15 protein-coding genes are annotated in these 18,420 nt (G+C 44.3%); 14 read left to right on the forward strand and 1 reads right to left on the reverse strand.

Annotated elements, in window-relative coordinates; all coding sequences use genetic code 11:
- The first annotated feature begins 174 nt into the window (after positions 1-174).
- The 12 genes from VCM39_RS13965 to VCM39_RS14020 all read left to right on the forward strand — a co-directional run bounded on the left by VCM39_RS13965 (position 175) and on the right by VCM39_RS14020 (position 12,530).
- Entirely contained in the window at positions 175-444 is a 270-nt protein-coding gene (locus tag VCM39_RS13965; protein WP_002561713.1) for a hypothetical protein, read from the forward strand.
- Positions 445-446: 2 nt separating this feature from the next.
- Complete coding sequence (locus VCM39_RS13970) at positions 447-1,007, forward strand: 1-acyl-sn-glycerol-3-phosphate acyltransferase (protein ID WP_221648792.1); 561 nt, start codon at positions 447-449, stop codon at positions 1,005-1,007.
- 25 nt (positions 1,008-1,032) lie between these two features.
- A complete protein-coding gene (locus VCM39_RS13975) occupies positions 1,033-1,809 on the forward strand; it encodes an amidohydrolase (protein WP_322933690.1) in 777 nt (258 codons plus the stop codon).
- 173 nt (positions 1,810-1,982) lie between these two features.
- Positions 1,983-3,974 (forward strand): glucosamine-6-phosphate deaminase, encoded by a 1,992-nt coding sequence (locus VCM39_RS13980; RefSeq protein WP_221648794.1) that lies wholly within the window; start codon positions 1,983-1,985, stop codon positions 3,972-3,974.
- Positions 3,975-4,057: 83 nt separating this feature from the next.
- Positions 4,058-4,783: a tyrosine-protein phosphatase gene (locus VCM39_RS13985; protein ID WP_221648795.1), complete on the forward strand. Its 726-nt coding sequence runs from the start codon at positions 4,058-4,060 to the stop codon at positions 4,781-4,783.
- A gap of 227 nt (positions 4,784-5,010) precedes the next feature.
- Positions 5,011-7,908 (forward strand): hypothetical protein, encoded by a 2,898-nt coding sequence (locus VCM39_RS13990; protein ID WP_322933689.1) that lies wholly within the window; start codon positions 5,011-5,013, stop codon positions 7,906-7,908.
- Positions 7,909-8,109: 201 nt separating this feature from the next.
- The gene (locus tag VCM39_RS13995; protein WP_007484951.1) at positions 8,110-8,427 is read left to right on the forward strand and encodes a hypothetical protein; all 318 of its coding nucleotides are present in this window, start codon (positions 8,110-8,112) and stop codon (positions 8,425-8,427) included.
- Positions 8,424-8,642 carry a sulfurtransferase TusA family protein gene (locus VCM39_RS14000; RefSeq protein ID WP_221648797.1) on the forward strand — a complete coding sequence of 73 codons (219 nt, stop codon included), beginning with the start codon at positions 8,424-8,426 and terminating at the stop codon, positions 8,640-8,642. Before VCM39_RS13995 ends, VCM39_RS14000 begins: the two co-directional genes overlap by 4 nt.
- Before the next feature lie 117 nt (positions 8,643-8,759).
- Positions 8,760-9,104, forward strand: coding sequence for a hypothetical protein (locus tag VCM39_RS14005; protein WP_007484949.1), 345 nt, complete (start codon positions 8,760-8,762; stop codon positions 9,102-9,104).
- A gap of 4 nt (positions 9,105-9,108) precedes the next feature.
- Positions 9,109-9,591 (forward strand): DUF456 domain-containing protein, encoded by a 483-nt coding sequence (locus VCM39_RS14010; protein WP_221648798.1) that lies wholly within the window; start codon positions 9,109-9,111, stop codon positions 9,589-9,591.
- Between the two features lie 10 nt (positions 9,592-9,601).
- Positions 9,602-10,675, forward strand: a complete 1,074-nt coding sequence (locus VCM39_RS14015) for a hypothetical protein (RefSeq protein WP_322933687.1) — start codon at positions 9,602-9,604, stop codon at positions 10,673-10,675.
- 34 nt (positions 10,676-10,709) lie between these two features.
- Positions 10,710-12,530 (forward strand): YgiQ family radical SAM protein, encoded by a 1,821-nt coding sequence (locus VCM39_RS14020; protein WP_322933686.1) that lies wholly within the window; start codon positions 10,710-10,712, stop codon positions 12,528-12,530.
- A gap of 125 nt (positions 12,531-12,655) precedes the next feature.
- On the opposite strand, the gene mfd is transcribed toward VCM39_RS14020, so the two are convergent.
- Complete coding sequence (mfd, locus tag VCM39_RS14025; RefSeq protein ID WP_289294007.1) at positions 12,656-16,033, reverse strand: transcription-repair coupling factor; 3,378 nt, start codon at positions 16,031-16,033, stop codon at positions 12,656-12,658.
- 196 nt (positions 16,034-16,229) lie between these two features.
- On the opposite strand from mfd, the gene VCM39_RS14030 reads away from it, so the two are divergent.
- Both VCM39_RS14030 and VCM39_RS14035 read left to right on the forward strand, forming a co-directional pair.
- Positions 16,230-16,991, forward strand: a complete 762-nt coding sequence (locus VCM39_RS14030) for a polyprenol monophosphomannose synthase (RefSeq protein ID WP_221648802.1) — start codon at positions 16,230-16,232, stop codon at positions 16,989-16,991.
- Between the two features lie 41 nt (positions 16,992-17,032).
- Complete coding sequence (locus VCM39_RS14035; protein WP_221648803.1) at positions 17,033-18,376, forward strand: dihydroorotase; 1,344 nt, start codon at positions 17,033-17,035, stop codon at positions 18,374-18,376.
- Positions 18,377-18,420 lie beyond the last annotated feature (44 nt).

Genomic DNA, 18,420 nt, shown 5'->3' on the forward strand with positions numbered 1-18,420 from the left:
TTATAGATTCAGAACATCTCTAGTTAAAGTTTTAATTCGTTTTGAATCATTTTTTGCAGAGTTTTGAATTGATTCTTCGTAATGAGTTATTGTATTATTTATTTGCCTAAGCCGAAGAAAGTATTTATCTTTACCGCTGATATATTCAATATTCACATTAAAAGAAGATAGATTATGGCAAGTAGAAGAGAACTCAAGAAAACCGTAAATTATATTTCAGGAGAATTATTCTCAGAGTGTTTGATCAATAGCATGTTTGTTCCTGGTACTGATAAGGCCAAAGCAGACCAACTTATGGCCGAAATCCTTAAGATGCAGGATGAGTTCATCAGCCGCATCAGCCATACAGAACCGGGCAATGTAAAAGGATTCTACAAAAAATTCCGTAGTGACTTCAACGCTAAAGTAAACGAAATTATTGATGCCATCGCGAAATTAAACTAAGAATGAAAAAAGCAATTTACAGCTTTATTTACTTTCGCTTGTTGGGTTGGAAAATGAATGTAACGGTGCCAAACTACGATAAATGCGTAGTTTGCGCCGCTCCCCACACTACAAATTTAGACCTCTTCATAGGTAAACTTTTCTATGGTGCCTGGGGGCGTAAAACAAGCTTCATGATGAAGAAGGAGTGGTTCTTCTTCCCCTTAGGTCTTATTTTTAAAGCCGTAGGAGGTATTCCGGTAGACCGTGGTCGTAAAACATCATTAGTAGATCAGATGGCACACAAATTTGCTGAAAGAAAAAAATTTCATCTTGCCATCACACCCGAAGGTACACGTAAACGAAATCCAAACTGGAAGAAAGGATTCTACTATATCGCACTGAAAGCACAAGTCCCTATCGTGCTCGTAGGAATAGATTATACTACTAAGACTATTTCATCCACCAAAACTATCATGCCTACAGGAGACATTGAAAAAGACATGCGCGAAATAAAGCTCTACTTCAAAAACTTTAGAGGCAAACATCCCGAAAACTTTAGTATCGGAAATATCGATGAATAGTAATTAATGATTAGTAATAAATGTAATGCAAGAATTACGTGTTTCAATCGTCCAGACTAATATTGTCTGGGAGAATAAACAAGAAAATCTCCGTTTGCTCCGTGATAAGCTACAAATGCTTCACGGGACAACGGAGATTGTTGCTTTACCGGAAATGTTCTCGACTGGGTTTAGTATGAACAGCCTGAAATTGGCAGAACCGATCTCTGGAGAAACGATACAAACACTCAAAAGCTGGGCCGGAGAATTTCAGTTTGCCATCACAGGAAGTTTCATTTGCTGCGAACAAGGTTCGTATTATAACCGTGCTTTCTTTATCACTCCCGAAGGAGAAGAGTATTACTATGACAAACGCCATCTCTTCCGTATGGGACAAGAAGCTGAACATTTTTCCTCCGGAGACAGTAAACTCATTATCTCCTACCGCGAATGGAACATCTGCCTGCTGGTATGCTACGATCTGCGTTTTCCGGTATGGAGCCGGAATATAGATAATGAATATGACTTATTAATATATGTAGCCAGTTGGCCGCAAGCCCGCCGATTGGCATGGGACACACTACTTCGTGCCCGTGCTTTAGAGAACATGTGTTATGTATGCGGAGTAAACCGGATAGGGACAGATGGTAATAACCATCTATATAATGGAGGTAGCATCGTCTATTCCGCTAAAGGTGAAATACTAACATCGGTCCCGGACACCAAAGAAGCTATCGCCACCGTTTCACTCAACCTCAAATCGCTACAACAATTCCGTGATAAGTTTCCGGTATGGAAAGACGCAGACACTTTCCGGATTTGAGTTTATATGTACATTTTAGTTAAGCAACTTAAATAAACAAACGTTAAAATCGCCTCTTTATAGCAACAATACCTACAATAAGGTAGTTTTTATAATAAACTTCTTTTGTATCTTTGTCGTTCAGAAAAAACAGTCGCACGACTTGAATCTAACATAACTTAATTAAAGAATTTATGAAAACAAACTTAAGTTCTCAAATCACTCTCAACAGGGTCTCCCCCAGATACTACAGACCAGAGAATGCATTTGAACGGTCGGTATTAACCCGACTTGAAAAAATTCCTACTGATATTTATGAATCTGTAGAAGAAGGTGCCAACTACATCGCTCGCGAAATAGCACAAGTAATACGCGATAAACAGAAAGCAGGACGCTTCTGTGTTCTGGCATTGCCGGGTGGTAACTCACCACGTAATGTGTATTCCGAGCTAATTCGTATGCACAAAGAAGAAGGCCTCAGCTTCCGCAATGTGATCGTATTCAATATGTACGAATACTATCCATTGGTTCCGGACGCAATCAACAGCAATTTCAATGCCCTGAAAGAGATGTTCCTCGACCATGTGGACATTGATAAGCAGAACGTATTCACCCCGGACGGAACCATTGCTAAAGATACGATCCTGGAATATTGTCGCCTGTATGAGCAACGTATCGAAAGTTTCGGAGGTATTGACATTGCTCTTCTGGGTATCGGTCGCGTAGGTAATATCGCTTTCAACGAACCGGGTTCACGCCTGAACTCTACCACTCGCCTGATCTTGCTGGATAACAGCTCACGCAACGAAGCTACCAAGATATTCGGAACAATGGAGAACACTCCTATCAGTTCTATCACAATGGGTGTATCTACTATCCTGGGTGCCAAGAAAGTATATCTTCTGGCATGGGGAGAGGACAAAGCCAAGATGATTAAAGAATGTGTGGAAGGTCCGATCACAGATACAATTCCTGCATCTTATTTGCAGACACACAACAACGCTCACGTAGCTATTGACCTTTCAGCCGCCAGCAACCTGACACGTATTCAGCGTCCCTGGTTGGTGACTTCTTGCGAATGGAACGATAAACTGATTCGTAGTGCCATCGTTTGGTTATGTCAATTGACTGGCAAGCCCATCCTGAAACTGACCAATAAGGATTACAATGAAAACGGCTTGAGCGAACTTCTGGCTCTCTTTGGTTCGGCATATAATGTAAATATTAAGATATTCAACGACTTGCAGCACACTATCACCGGTTGGCCTGGTGGCAAGCCGAATGCTGATGATACGTATCGTCCCGAACGTGCAAAACCGTTCCCGAAACGTGTTGTTGTATTCTCTCCGCACCCGGATGACGATGTTATCTCTATGGGTGGCACTATCCGCCGCCTGGTAGAGCAAAAACATGAAGTACATGTAGCTTACCAAACATCGGGTAACATCGCTGTAGGTGACGAAGAAGTAATCCGTTTCCTGCACTTCATTAATGGTTTCAACCAGATTTTCAATAACAGCGAGGACCTGGTAATCAATGAAAAATATTCGGAGATCCGCAAATTCCTCAAAGAGAAGAAAGACGGAGATATGGATTCACGCGATATCCTGACTATTAAAGGTCTGATTCGCCGTGGCGAAGCCCGTACGGCTTGTACATACAATAACATTCCGTTGGACCGCGTTCACTTCCTGGATCTGCCATTCTATGAAACAGGCAAAATCCAGAAGAATCCTATCAGTGAGGCAGACGTAGAAATTGTACGTAACCTGCTTCGCGAAGTGAAGCCTCATCAGATATTCGTAGCCGGTGACCTTGCCGATCCGCACGGAACCCACCGCGTTTGTACGGATGCTGTGTTTGCTGCTATAGATTTGGAAAAAGAAGAGGGAGCCAAATGGCTGAAAGACTGCCGTATCTGGATGTATCGTGGTGCATGGGCTGAATGGGAAATTGAAAATATCGAAATGGCAGTGCCTATCAGTCCGGAAGAGTTGCGTGCTAAACGTAATTCCATCCTGAAACACCAGTCGCAAATGGAAAGCGCTCCGTTCTTAGGTAATGACGAACGTCTGTTCTGGCAACGTAGCGAAGACCGTAACCGTGGTACAGCTGCACTTTATGATAATCTTGGTCTTGCTTCTTATGAAGCAATGGAAGCATTCGTAGAGTATATTCCGTTATAACAATTAGTAAATAATCATAAAGAAGAGTGAAGAACAGAGAATTCTTCACTCTTTTTTTGTTTACAAATAAAAGACAAATTAATATGAAGAAAGAAGAGACTCATTACCGGCTCCTTCCAATGGCAGGAGCTTATAACATGCGCGACCTTGGAGGTTATCGCACCATTTATGGCAAACATGTGAAATGGAAAACTTTTCTGCGTTCAGACGACATGAACAAACTGACATCCACAGACCTGGATTATCTCACTCTATTACCACTACGAACCGTGATCGATTTCAGAGGCGAAGCCGAAAAGGAAGCAGCAGCCGATCATTTGCCACAGACTGTGTCCAAGCATATCCCATTGCCCATCGAAGCCGGCAATATGAGTGATATTGCACATTTTGACAAAAACAACCTGAGTGCTGTCATGGAGGAAGTGTACGCATTCATCGTTCGCCATATGCAGGATACATACAAAGAATTTTTCCGCATCCTGACAGAGAAAGCCAATACCCCACTCCTCTTCCACTGTTCTGCCGGGAAAGACCGGACAGGCATTGCAGCCGCATTGCTGCTTTCGGCTTTAGGAGTGGAACGCGATACAATAATAGAAGACTATATGCTGTCAGCTCAGCATATCCAGGCCAAATATGATTTTATCACAAAAGATCATCCGGAACTAAAACCGCTGACTACCGTGAGAAAAGAGTATCTGGAAACGGCTTTCCGTGTGATAGATAAAGAATTCGGAGGAATAGAAAGTTATCTGATAAACAACCTTGAAGCAGATATAGAGAAACTGCGTAATTTATATACAGAATAACGAAAATTACTCTACTTTTGCAGGCTAAGATTTTCACCACAGAGAACACAGAGCTTTATTATCCGAATAAAACGCAGATTAACGCGAATGAACGCAGATTAGAGTACTGATATTCTTTCTTTTATATTTGTATTTTGCAAAAATCTGCGTTAATTTGCGTTTCAATCAGATAAATAATACTCCGTGTTCTCTGCGCCCTCTGTGGTAAACCGTAATAATTGAAGTTTATGAGAAAGCTATACTTATTCCTGCTGTTACTTATTGCAGGAACCAATTTACTCTTTGCGCAAGCCATCGAAAAAACAGTAGAAGATCGGCTGAATGAATTCTTCAACAGCTACACCTCTGCCTCTGCTAAAATAAAACAGCCCACATTACAAAGTGTAGAAATTGACTTTGACCGAAAGCAACTCACAATACAGGCTTCAGAAAGTTTTGCTTATCAGCCCTTTCTACCCGAAACAGTTGAGTCTATTTATAATCAGGTAGAAAATATTCTCCCTGGCCCGGTACGTTTTTTCGATGTTACGATATACGCCGATGGCAGACCCATAGAAGACCTTATCCCCAATGCCTACCGCAAAAAGAAAAAGGACAAAACCCGGCTTTCATTGAATACTGACTATAAGGGAGCACCCTGGGTGACAAATACATCGCGCCCATACGAAATATCCCGTGGACTGCAAAACCGACACATCGCTCTCTGGCAGAGTCATGGACAGTATTTCAAGAATGAAAAAGGCGAATGGAGCTGGCAACGTCCCCGGCTGTTTTGTACAACAGAAGACCTGTTTACGCAATCGTTTATCCTGCCCTATGTTATCCCGATGTTGGAGAACGCAGGTGCCAACGTTTTCACTCCACGCGAACGGGATACGCAGAAGAACGAAGTAATTGTTGATAACGACACGAAAAACGGTTCTATCTATCTGGAAATGAAAAGCCGCAAGGCCCGTTGGGAAACAGTAGGTGGAAAAGGATTTGCATCTAAAAAACGTATCTATAAAGATGGAGAGAATCCTTTTCTGGACGGCACAGCACGCTATGCCCGTACAGAAAAGAAAAAGAACAAAGCCTTTGCAGAATGGATTCCGACCATCCCACAAACAGGTAACTATGCGGTATATGTATCCTATCAGACACTACCTAACAGCGTAAGTGATGCCAAATACATTGTGTTTCATAAAGGAGGAGTTACCGAATTTAGTGTAAACCAGCAAATAGGCGGAGGTACCTGGGTATATCTGGGGACTTTTGAGTTCGACAAAGGCAATAATGATTATGGCATGGTGGTACTCAGCAATGAGAGCAAAGAGAATGGCGTCGTATGTGCGGATGCAGTACGTTTTGGAGGAGGTATGGGAAATATCTCACGAGGCGGAACCGTCAGCGGACTTCCGCGCTATCTGGAAGGAGCACGTTATTCTGCTCAATGGGCAGGTATGCCGTATGAAATATATGGTGGACGAAAAGGAGAAAATGATTATGCCGATGATATCAATGCACGCTCCAATACACTCAATTATCTATCCGGCGGTTCAGTGTTCAACCCCAAAGAAAAGGGATTGGGAGTACCGTTGGAAATGACCTTAGCCCTGCACAGTGATGCCGGATATAGTAAAACAGACGAAATAATCGGCTCATTAGGCATATATACCACCGATTTCAATAACGGCTTGCTGAACACAGGGATGGACCGCTATGCCTCGCGTGATCTGGCAGATATCTTATTGACACAGTTGCAACGGGACATCCACACTACCTACAATATCCCCTGGACCCGGCGTAGCATGTGGAATCGCAATTACAGCGAAACACGCTTGCCGTCTGTACCCTCTACGATCATAGAACTACTATCACACCAGAATTTTGCAGATATGCAACTGGGGCACGACCCTAACTTCAAGTTCACCGTAGGACGTGCTATTTACAAAGGTGTACTCCGCTTTGTGAGCAGCCAACACGGAAAGGAATACGTTGTACAACCGCTTCCTGTAAGCAACTTCGCCCTTCAGTTCGGTAAGAAAAAAAATACCCTCGAACTCTCCTGGCAAGGAGAAAACGATCCGCTGGAACCAACCGCCACTCCACGTGAATATGTAGTATATACCCGCATCGGCTATGGCGGCTTCGATAATGGTGTACTGGTGAACCACCCTTCCTATACCCTAAAAATAGAGCCGGGCCTTGTGTATTCATTCAAAGTCACAGCAGTCAACCGCGGTGGCGAAAGTTTCCCCTCAGAGATATTATCGGCCTATAAAGCAAAAGATGAAAAAGGGAAAATACTTATCATCAATGGTTTCGACCGTCTGAGCGGGCCGGCTATCATCAACACACCTACCAGTGCAGGGTTTGATCTGGAAGAAGATCCGGGCGTACCCTATTTATACAACATCTCCCTGAGTGGGGCACAAATCGGATTCGACCGGAAACAAGCCGGCAAGGAAGGGAAAGGCAGTCTGGGGCATAGTGGCAACGAACTGGAAGGAATGAAAATCATTGGAAACACATTTGACTATCCATTTATTCATGGTAAAGCAATTCAGGCAGCAGGACACTATAGTTTTGTATCATGTAGTGATGAGGCTGTAGAAAACGGACGGGTACAACTGGAAGAATATCCCATTGTGGACTATATCCTGGGACTGGAAAAAGAAGATCCCGTCAACCGCGCATATTACAAAACATTCTCCTCGCCTATGCAACGGATCATTACGGCTTACTGCCAATCGGGAGGTAACATTCTCGTCAGCGGCTCTTATCCTGGAAGTGATATGAATACTTCGCAAGGTAACCGGGAGTTCACACAAAAAGTTCTGAAATATGGCTATCAAAGTTCACTGCGCAACAGCCTGTCCGGACAGATCAACGGACTGGGACGTACTATTTCCATTCCCCGCCTACCCAATGAAAACAGGTATGCGGTGACTGCACCGGATTGTATAGTCCCCGTAGCACCTGCCTTTTCCGTATTCACATATAGTCCGGATAACCAAAGTGCAGGTATTGCCTACAAAGGAAATTACCGCACATTTGTTATGGGTTTCCCCTTCGAAAGCATTGAATCGGACAAAGACCGGGCAATGGTTATGGCAGCAATACTTAACTTTTTTAGTGAATAGTGATTAATGAATAGTGATTAGCGATAAGTGATTAGTGATTAGTGCCATGCGGCATGATGGCGCAGCCTGCTAATCACTTATCACTTATCACTAATCACTATTCACTAATCACTTTTTTAATTAATTTCCCCCCTATTTGTTCAATCTCTCGCGAAAAGTTCTATCTTTGTCCCTATCATTAACCTCTAAAATAAAAACATTATGTATACCATACAAGCAAATCCCAGCGGCACACGCAGCATGGAAGTTTCCGAAGAAAACCTGAAAACCATTGAAAAATATGCCCTCTTCCGTCACCTGATTGACAGTAATGGTATTGTAGACGAAGCTGTTCTTGATAAACTCAAACTCAACGTCCGTTCGCTTATCGCCAGCCAGGAAGAAGACAGTAAAGACCTGCTTGACCTCTGCATAGACGTGATCTATCACAATAACATGAAAGCATTCGGCCTGCAACAGCTTATCAAACTATACCTTACCTGGCTTAACTCCCAAGAAGCAGAAGAGGAAGAATCATGATTACCGCCGACACTCGTGGAACGACTGCTTACAGTCCGTTAATCCCGGCCATAAAAGCCATATGTAGCGCCCAACCCGGCGAGACAGTGAAGATTATTATGGATAATGCTGACGCATTTCAAGACTTAAAAGAATACTTATCGGAACAAGGCATCGGTTTTCGCGAAATCTACGGTAGCGAACAAATGACTTTGCAGTTTACAAAACTGGAATGAAGGAAATTCACCACAGAGGGCACAGAGTTTCACAGAGTTCTTTTTTTTTTATTAGAAATCAGCTAAATAGTACTCTGTGTTACTCTGTGGTGAAACATATTCCAAACCGCATTAAATATGAGTGAAGTACAACAAAAATTAAAAGAGTTACCGGGATCAGCCACCCGGAAAATCAACAGTATATATGGTAGCATAGACAAGTTTTATGCTACCGTTTATCTTATTGCCCGCAATGAGCACCAGTGCCAAATGATGGCTGTGCCGGCTGCCGACCAACGAATGAAAACCATTCGTGCCTATCAGGGTCTCATACGTTTCATGCTCGACGAACTTGGTCTCGACGGAAAAGACATTATGGATGCCATAGCCAGTGACTATCTGGAAGATTTCGTAAACTACCGCGAACAAAGCTTCGGCATGACAAATGAAGAGTTCATCTCTATTATCAAACGAATCGGTTAACCGGATGGATATTCTCCTCATTATCATAGGAAGCATCTGCCTGTTGGCAGGACTGATAGGGTGCATCGTCCCGATGCTTCCAGGTCCGCCCATCGCCTATATGGCTTTGGTATTGCTTCACTTCACCGACAAAGTACAATTCACAATAACTCAGCTTTTCTTGTGGCTGCTGCTTGTCGTAGCTATTCAGGTGCTCGATTATTTTATCCCGATGTTCGGGGTGAAACGGTTTGGTGGCACCAGTTGGGGTAACTGGGGTTGTATTATCGGTACTTTCGCAGGACTTTTCCTGTTTCCTCCCTGGGGTGTTATCATCGGTCCGTTTGCCGGAGCATTTATAGGAGAGTTATTAGGAGGGAAAGAGACACATCACGCCCTCAAAGCCGGATTTGGAGCTTTTGTGGGATTCTTAATGGGTACTGTACTAAAAGTTACCATATGTGGCTGGTTCATTTTCTGCTTTATCAATGCATTAATTCAATCTTAACGATCTATCTATGAAACACACGAAATCACTGACTTGTCTATTAACTTTGTTCTCCTTCATTACATCCGTTACCATAAAAGCGCAGGATGATAGAGAGTGGCATACTATTCAGATAGAGAAATTAGGAATTAGTGCCTCTTTTTACCAACAACCCACAGCCACTACTAAATTAGACGGTGAGGAAAAGAACTATCGTTTTGAAAATATAGTAGAGGAAGAAGAACATCCCAATAAATCTTACCTCATCAGTATCTGGGAAACAACAAACCCATCTGATTCTGGATATGCAGAAAAGAAGGAGATGCAACTTATCACCCAGAAGCTGTATGGAAGCAATCTGGAACTCATGGACAAGAATATTTTTCCCAAAGGGGGAGTTCCTATTACACAATATACTTTGAAAAATATCAATGGAGAATACATTCTTTTCTTTATTGGATATAGCAAGAACAAGGTATATACCTCAGAGATACATTGTAAAAAAGACCAGGAATTCAACTACGAATGCCTAAAGTTTATTCAGAGTTTTTATATCGACAACTATATCAAAGAGATACAGAAAATCAGTCTTGATAGTTTAAGTTGTAATATCCTTTTTCCTTATCCACCCGAAGTATATAAAATAGATAATCCGGAACCCGAAATGATATATGCAATAGAAGCATATGCCCCAACTCCCCAAAAAGAAAAAGAGGTAACTATCTGGATTGGCGAAGAGGAAGAAACCATCAAGATGTATCAATATGAAGACTCAGTGAGTTATTATAAACTATCAGAGGCACTTCTTTCAGAAACCATTCCAGAAACGATGTCAGCCGAAACGGTGAATTTATTATTGCAGCATTTCGTTCACTCGATGGTAAGTACTTCTAACGGGAAGTTAATAAAGAAAGAAGAAATCCAAGGAGGCAATCTACAAGGAATAGCCATTACGGTACAAAGTGGTAATACAACCGAGACCCTCCTTTATCACATGTTTTTAAAAAATCGCAAGATATATATTCTGATGGCCGCACTGCAACGTGGAGTAAGAACGAACTACCCTGCCGTCACCCGATTTATGGAATCCTTTCACATAAAATAAATGTGCAGTTATAAATTATCCGTATCTTTGCAGCATGAAAGAATACCGACTTACCGACTGGCTGCCCACTACCAAGAAAGAAGTAGAACTGCGCGGATGGGATGAACTCGATGTCATCCTGTTCAGTGGAGATGCCTATGTAGACCACCCCTCCTTCGGGCCGGCTGTGATTGGCCGCATTCTCGAAGCACAGGGATTGCGGGTAGCCATTATCCCCCAACCTAACTGGCGCGATGATCTGCGCGACTTTAAGAAGCTGGGACGCCCCCGTCTGTTCTTTGGCATTTCGGCAGGATGTATGGATTCTATGGTAAACAAATATACTGCCAATAAACGCCTTCGCAGTGAAGATGCCTATACTCCGGACGGACGCCCGGATATGCGTCCCGAATACCCTTCGATTGTATACAGCCAGATACTGAAAAAGCTATACCCGGATGTTCCCGTTGTACTGGGTGGCATCGAAGCAAGCTTGCGCCGGTTGAGTCATTATGACTATTGGCAGGATAAAATACAGAAAAGTATCCTGTGTGACAGTGGTGCCGACCTGCTCATCTATGGCATGGGAGAGAAGCCTATTGCCGACCTTTGCAAACGACTGCAAACCACCCATGAGATGCCGACCGACCTACTGCAAACAGCTTATTTACGAAACAATACGGAAGACGTAACCCGTGCAGAAGATGATATCGAACTTTACTCGCACGAAGAATGCCTGAAAGACAAGAAAAAGCAGGCCGCTAACTTCCGCCACATCGAAGAGGAGTCGAATAAATATGCCTCTGCGCGTATCCTGCAAGTTGTAGGAAAACAGGTTGTAGTAGTCAATCCGCCCTATCCGCCCATGACGCAGGAGGAACTGGACCACTCGTTCAACCTACCCTATACCCGCCTGCCACATCCCAAGTATAAAGGAAAGCGTATCCCCGCCTATGATATGATTAAGTTCTCGGTAAACATCCACCGGGGATGCTTCGGAGGTTGTGCCTTTTGCACCATTTCGGCACACCAGGGCAAATTCATCGTAAGCCGCAGCAAGGATTCCATTCTCAAAGAAGTAAAAGAGGTGATGCAATTGCCGGACTTCAAAGGCTATCTTAGTGATTTGGGAGGTCCTTCGGCCAATATGTATAAGATGGGAGGAAAAGACGAAACAGTCTGCCGGAAGTGTAAACGCCCGTCATGTATCCATCCCAAAATATGTCCGAATCTGAATACAGACCACCGTCCCCTGCTTGATATCTATCATGCAGTAGATGCACTGCCGGGCATTAAGAAATCATTTATCGGTAGCGGGGTACGCTATGACCTGCTACTGCATCAAAGTAAAGACCCTGCAGTAAATCGCAGTACCAATGAATATACCCGCGAACTGATCGAGAAGCATGTTAGCGGACGACTGAAAGTTGCACCGGAACATACCAGCGACCGCGTTCTCAATATTATGCGCAAGCCCTCGTTCAGCCAGTTCGGAGAGTTTAAAAAGATATTCGACCGCATCAACACCGAGAAAAACCTGCGACAGCAACTCATTCCTTACTTCATCTCCAGCCATCCGGGCTGCAAGGAAGAGGACATGGCTGAATTGGCCATCATCACCAAACGACTGGACTTTCATCTGGAGCAAGTACAGGACTTCACCCCTACCCCGATGACCGTTGCAACAGAAGCATGGTATACCGGATTCCACCCCTATACACTGGAACCGATATTCAGTGCCAAAACACAACGAGAGAAACTGGCACAACGCCAGTTCTTCTTCTGGTACAAACCGGAAGAACGCCGGAATATCATCAACGAATTGCGGCGCATCGGACGCCAGGACCTGATAGACAAACTGTACGGAAAGAGATAGAATACAGTATCATACTATGCTGCTTGCAGTACACGCCTTGCCTGCATGGAGAGTACGCCTTGCCTACAAACAGGTAAGGCGTACTCTGCAAACAGACTCTACAAGGCACACAGACACGGGTAGGTTTATTCTTCCTGTTTCACCGGTAAAGCCACCATTTCCTGCAATATACTCACGGCAGTCTCTACATTCGGGATATCTTTTATTACCATCGAACGGCGTCCGTTCTGTTCGCGCAAATCGCAACGGCGGGTGTACTTCATCATATAATCTATCACCTTACCAAAAGCCTGGCTCTGATAGAACGGGCTGTCCGGATTGGATACGAAAAACAACGTCATACGTCCTGCTTTAAGGAATACCTTTTCCGCTCCCAGACGGGCTGCAAGGCGACGAAGCGGAACGATACGAAGCAGTTCCTCCGTCTCGGAAGGCACAGGGCCAAAACGGTCTTCAAGCCGCGAACGAAAAGCCTCCACATCTTTGTCCAGAGTCAAACCGTCCAACTCGCGATACAGCAACATGCGTTCACTACTTCCTGTGACATAATTGGCAGGTAACAACAATTCAAGATCGCTCTCCACCTGGCACTCATCCACAAACTGCTCGCCACTGACAGCTCCTTCACCTTTTATCTCGTTGGCATACAACTCGGCAAACTCGTCTGTCTTCAACTCATACACGGCCTCTGAAAGGATTTTCTGATACGTCTCATATCCTAAGTCGGCAATGAAACCACTTTGCTCCGCCCCCAGCATATTTCCTGCACCACGGATATCAAGATCCTGCATGGCAATGTGGATGCCGCTCCCCAGATCGGAGAAATTTTCGATAGCCTGCAATCGTCTCCTCCCCTCAGGAGTAAGTGACGAAAGCGGAGGGGCAAGCAGGTAACAGAATGCCTTCTTGTTGCTACGTCCCACGCGCCCGCGCATCTGGTGAAGATCACTCAAACCAAAATTCTGCGCCTGGTTTATGATGATGGTATTGGCATTAGGGATGTCAATTCCACTCTCGATAATCGTAGTGGCAAGCAACACATCATAGTCATAATTTACAAAGTCGAGGATAATCTGCTCCAGATCGGCAGGCTCCATTTGCCCGTGTCCGATAGCGATGCGGCAATCCGGAATATGCCGTTGTATCATAGCTTTCAGTTCCGGCAGATTCGCTATACGGTTGTTTACAAAGAATACCTGCCCGTTGCGGCTCATTTCGAAATTAATAGCATCGGTTATGATCTCTTCATTAAAAGTATGCAGTTCCGTTTGTATAGGATAACGGTTGGGCGGCGGGGTAGATATCACGCTCAGATCACGTGCTCCCATCAGCGAAAACTGGAGCGTGCGCGGGATAGGCGTTGCCGTCATAGTCAGCGTATCTACGTTCACTTTCAGTTGGCGTAGTTTCTCCTTTACAGATACACCAAACTTCTGTTCTTCGTCAATAATCAGCAGACCGAGATCTTTGAAATGCACATCCTTACCCAGGATACGGTGCGTACCGATAAGGATACCCACTTCTCCTTCTTTAAGTCCTTTAAGTACCGCTTTTGTTTGTGCGGCAGTACGGGCACGGCTCAGATACTCCACTTTACAGGGGAGTCCTTTCAGTCGTTCGCGAAAGGTTTGAAAGTGCTGATAAGCCAACACGGTAGTAGGTACCAGTACTGCCACCTGTTTATTATCGGCCACTGCCTTAAAGGCGGCGCGGATAGCCACTTCTGTCTTTCCAAAACCCACATCCCCACAAACAAGACGATCCATCGGGCGATCACGTTCCATATCTGCCTTCACCTCGGCAGTAGCCTTACTCTGGTCGGGCGTATCTTCATAAATAAAAGAAGCCTCCAACTCACGCTGCAGAAAGCTATCGGGACTATAGGCAAATCCCTTTTCCTCACGGCGCTTTGAATAAAGCAGAATCAAATCGCGGGCAATATCTTTAATCTTGGTTTTAGTACGTTCCTTTAGTTTCTCCCAAGCACCCGTACCCAGTTTATTCAAGCGGGGAGCTTCTCCCTCTTTACCTTTGTACTTCGATACTTTGTGCAACGAATGGATAGACACAAAAACCACATCCTCGTTCTGATACACCAATTTCATGACTTCCTGAGTGGTATCACCGTTAGGGATACGTACCAATCCTGAAAAACGCCCCACCCCGTGATCGGTATGCACCACATAGTCACCGGGGGTAAACTGGTTAAGTTCTTTCAGCGAAAGAGCTACTTTTCCCGAACGGGCTTTATCACTTTTAAGGTTGTATTTATGAAAACGGTCGAACAACTGATGATCTGTAAAGATACACAGACGCAGGGCATCATCGGCAAACCCTTCGTGCAAAGTACGCTCTACTGCAATAAAAGGTATCTCGTCACCTCTATCTTCAAAAATAGCCCGTATGCGTTCAGTCTGTTTCCTGCTGTCACTACAGATATAAAGCGAATACCCCTTCTCACGATATTCTCTGAAAGAAGCGGCTACCAGATCGAAGTTCTTATGAAAAATAGGTTGTGCCGTTGTCTCAAACTCAATCGTAGCATCCGGTGTTCCGGTGGGCCTGTTGCCAAACTCCATCCTTCGGAAATCAAGAGCGCGAACGGTAAATTCGGCACCATCAATTAATTTCCCTTCAAGCTTAATCCCCCCATTCTCTTCGGCTTCCTGCACTGCAAGTGCCTGCGGAGTCAATGCCTCATCATGAACAGTCTGAATACGTTCGCGCAACCAAAGAAAATCACGCATGGCCAATATCGTATCTTTCGGAATAAAATCAAGGAATGAAGAAGACATTGCCCCTGCCAGCGCCAGATCAGGAACGATAACAATGCTATTTTTCTTCTCACGCGACAGCTGTGTATCGACCTCAAATGTGCGGATACTCTCTACTTCGTCTCCGAAGAAATCGACACGATAGGGATACTCCGACGCAAAAGAAAAAACGTCAATGATACTACCACGTACAGCATATTGTCCCGGTTCATAGACATAATCTACATATTCGAAACCGTAGCTATGCAACACCTCCGTGATAAAACCGGAGTCAACATGCTCACCTACATTCAGCTTAAGAGTTTTGTCGTCCAGTTCTTCCTGCGAAACAACTTTCTCCGCCAATGCATCGGGATAGGTAACAATGCACAAGCCCTTTTCTCCTTTCTGCAAACGGCTGAGCACCTCGGTACGGAGTATCTCATTGGCTGCATCCTTCTGACCATACTTGATGGCACGACGAAAAGAAGAAGGGAAAAAAAGCACTTGCTCCCCTCCCAACACCTGTGTCAGGTCATGATAAAAATAACCGGCTTCCTCCAGATCGCCCAGAATAAACACAAAAGGAGACGGACTTTTCTGTATCAACGCTGATGAAAAAAGCGAAGCAGAAGAAGCGCACAATCCTCCACAAAAAATATGATTTACAGAAACGTCTTTCAGCAATTGACACATAACAGTCACGTTGGGATGAAAGGCGTATTGTTGTTGCAGTTCGGTGATAGTCATTGTTCCTGTTTTTAACTCGCCAAAAGAGCCAAAGAGTCCCACTGAGTTTTAAGAAAAAAATAGAACCCTTGTAAGATAATTGTGCTCTCCGTGGTGAAAATCCTCGCAAAAGTACTAAATTATCCTTAGTTTTGATACACTATTTTCGGTAAGTAACGGAAAAGCGTTACATTTGTCTGCAAATACAGATACGATTATGCACACACCATCGGACAGCATTGTTATCATACCAACCTACAACGAGCGGGAAAATATAGAGAATATTATCCGTGCTGTTTTCGGGCTGGAAAAAGAGTTTCATATTCTCATCATCGAAGACGGCTCGCCGGATGGAACAGCCGCCATCGTGAAAAAATTGCAAGAGGAGTTCCCCGAACGTCTGTTCATGGTGGAGCGCAAAGGTAAACTCGGATTGGGGACTGCTTATATTGCAGGTTTTAAATGGGCACTTGCCCGCCATTATGAATATATCTTCGAGATGGATGCCGACTTTAGTCACAATCCGCAAGATCTGCCCCGCTTGTACAAAGCCTGTGCAGAAGAAGGAGGCGATGTGGCAATCGGTTCGCGTTATGTCAGTGGAGTAAATGTAGTAAACTGGCCTATGGGACGTGTTCTTATGTCGTATTTCGCATCCAAATATGTCCGGTTCATAACCGGAATACCGGTACACGATACCACTGCCGGGTTCAAATGTTACCGACGTTGTGTACTCCAAACCATAGACCTGGACAATATCCGGTTTAAAGGATACGCCTTTCAGATAGAAATGAAGTTTACGGCTTATAAATGCGGATTCAAAATAATCGAAGTACCTGTCATCTTTATCAACCGGGAACTGGGTACCTCCAAAATGAACGGTAGTATTTTTGGCGAAGCTGTATTTGGAGTAATCAAGCTGAAACTAAACAGTTGGTTTCATAAGTATCCCCAAAAAGTGGGAAACAACAAACAGTGAGCGACTAAGTCTAATGGGTAATTTAAAATTGTAGATTTCAGATGAAAAGAACACTTATAAAGAATGCAATCATTGTAAACGAAGGGCTTCAAGTACCTGGTTCGGTGATTATAGAAGGAGAAAAGATAGCGGAAATATTGGTTGAGAATCAGGAATCTGCCGTTCCTTGTGACGAAATAATCGATGCAACAGGATGCTATCTACTACCCGGAGTTATCGACGGTCATGTTCATTTCCGTGATCCGGGATTAACTCACAAAGCAGATATCACCACCGAAAGCCGGGCAGCAGCCGCCGGCGGAGTAACATCTATCATGGATATGCCCAATACCAGTCCGCAAACAACAACGCTGGATGCCCTGAACGCCAAGCTCGACCATCTGGCTGAAAAGTGTTCTGTAAACTACTCCTGTTATTTTGGCGCTACCAACAACAACTATCCTCTGCTCGAACAACTGGATAAGCACCGTGTATGCGGTGTTAAGCTATTCATGGGTTCGAGTACCGGCAATATGCTGGTGGACAAGATGGCCAGTCTGCTGAATATATTCAACGGAACCGATCTGCTGATTGCCACCCACTGTGAAGATCAATCTATCATCAAAGACAACACAGTCAAATATCTGGAAAAATACGGAGTAGATGGCGATGTACCGTTAAAGTATCATCCCAATATCCGTTCGTCGGAAGCCTGTTATCAGTCTTCCGAGCTTGCTGTTCGTCTGGCGCGTATAGCCGATGCCCGTCTGCATATACTGCACATCTCTACTTCCAAAGAGTTGCAACTGTTCGAGAACATTCCATTATCAGAGAAACGAATCACGGCCGAAGCATGCGTTGCCCATCTGCTATTTGCTTCCAGTGACTATCAGGAACTGGGCACACGTATCAAGTGTAATCCTGCTATCAAAAAGAAAGAGCGAAATGCGCTGCGCGATGCTGTAAACTCCGGACTTATTGATTCAATTGCCACTGACCACGCTCCTCATCTGATCTCCGATAAAGAAGGAGGTGCCTTAAAAGCAGCATCCGGCATGCCTATGATACAATTCTCCCTTGTAAGTATGTTAGAACTGGTAGATGAAGGCATATTTACCCTTGAAAAGGTAGTAGAAAAAATGTGCCATGCCCCTGCCGAAATATACGAGATACATAATCGTGGCTACATACGGACAGGCAATCAGGCCGACCTGGTACTCGTTCGCCCCAATAGCGAATGGACTGTAAATAAAGAGTGTATTCTTAGCAAATGCCAATGGAGTCCGTTAGAGGGACATACTTTCCGCTGGAAGGTTGAAAAAACTTTTGCCAACGGACATTTGTTATATTCCGATGGAACGGTAGACGAAAATTATCGTGGACAGGAATTGAGATTTAGAAATTAGTGATAAACGGTTAGTGATTAGTAGCTGCGCTGTGATCCGCATGG

The sequence above is a fragment of the Bacteroides mucinivorans genome, from assembly GCF_034654355.2.
In the GTDB taxonomy this organism is placed as follows: domain Bacteria; phylum Bacteroidota; class Bacteroidia; order Bacteroidales; family Bacteroidaceae; genus Bacteroides; species Bacteroides nordii.

Coding starts and splice junctions, on each gene's coding strand:
- VCM39_RS14030 (WP_221648802.1), top strand. CDS start 16,230: ATGCACACACCATCGGACAGCATTGTTATCATACCAACCTACAACGAG.
- VCM39_RS13990 (WP_322933689.1), top strand. CDS start 5,011: ATGAGAAAGCTATACTTATTCCTGCTGTTACTTATTGCAGGAACCAAT.
- VCM39_RS14015 (WP_322933687.1), top strand. CDS start 9,602: ATGAAACACACGAAATCACTGACTTGTCTATTAACTTTGTTCTCCTTC.
- VCM39_RS13970 (WP_221648792.1), top strand. CDS start 447: ATGAAAAAAGCAATTTACAGCTTTATTTACTTTCGCTTGTTGGGTTGG.
- VCM39_RS13965 (WP_002561713.1), top strand. CDS start 175: ATGGCAAGTAGAAGAGAACTCAAGAAAACCGTAAATTATATTTCAGGA.
- VCM39_RS14020 (WP_322933686.1), top strand. CDS start 10,710: ATGAAAGAATACCGACTTACCGACTGGCTGCCCACTACCAAGAAAGAA.
- VCM39_RS14010 (WP_221648798.1), top strand. CDS start 9,109: ATGGATATTCTCCTCATTATCATAGGAAGCATCTGCCTGTTGGCAGGA.
- VCM39_RS13995 (WP_007484951.1), top strand. CDS start 8,110: ATGTATACCATACAAGCAAATCCCAGCGGCACACGCAGCATGGAAGTT.
- VCM39_RS13985 (WP_221648795.1), top strand. CDS start 4,058: ATGAAGAAAGAAGAGACTCATTACCGGCTCCTTCCAATGGCAGGAGCT.
- VCM39_RS13980 (WP_221648794.1), top strand. CDS start 1,983: ATGAAAACAAACTTAAGTTCTCAAATCACTCTCAACAGGGTCTCCCCC.
- VCM39_RS14035 (WP_221648803.1), top strand. CDS start 17,033: ATGAAAAGAACACTTATAAAGAATGCAATCATTGTAAACGAAGGGCTT.
- VCM39_RS14000 (WP_221648797.1), top strand. CDS start 8,424: ATGATTACCGCCGACACTCGTGGAACGACTGCTTACAGTCCGTTAATC.
- mfd (WP_289294007.1), bottom strand. CDS start 16,033: ATGACTATCACCGAACTGCAACAACAATACGCCTTTCATCCCAACGTG.
- VCM39_RS14005 (WP_007484949.1), top strand. CDS start 8,760: ATGAGTGAAGTACAACAAAAATTAAAAGAGTTACCGGGATCAGCCACC.
- VCM39_RS13975 (WP_322933690.1), top strand. CDS start 1,033: ATGCAAGAATTACGTGTTTCAATCGTCCAGACTAATATTGTCTGGGAG.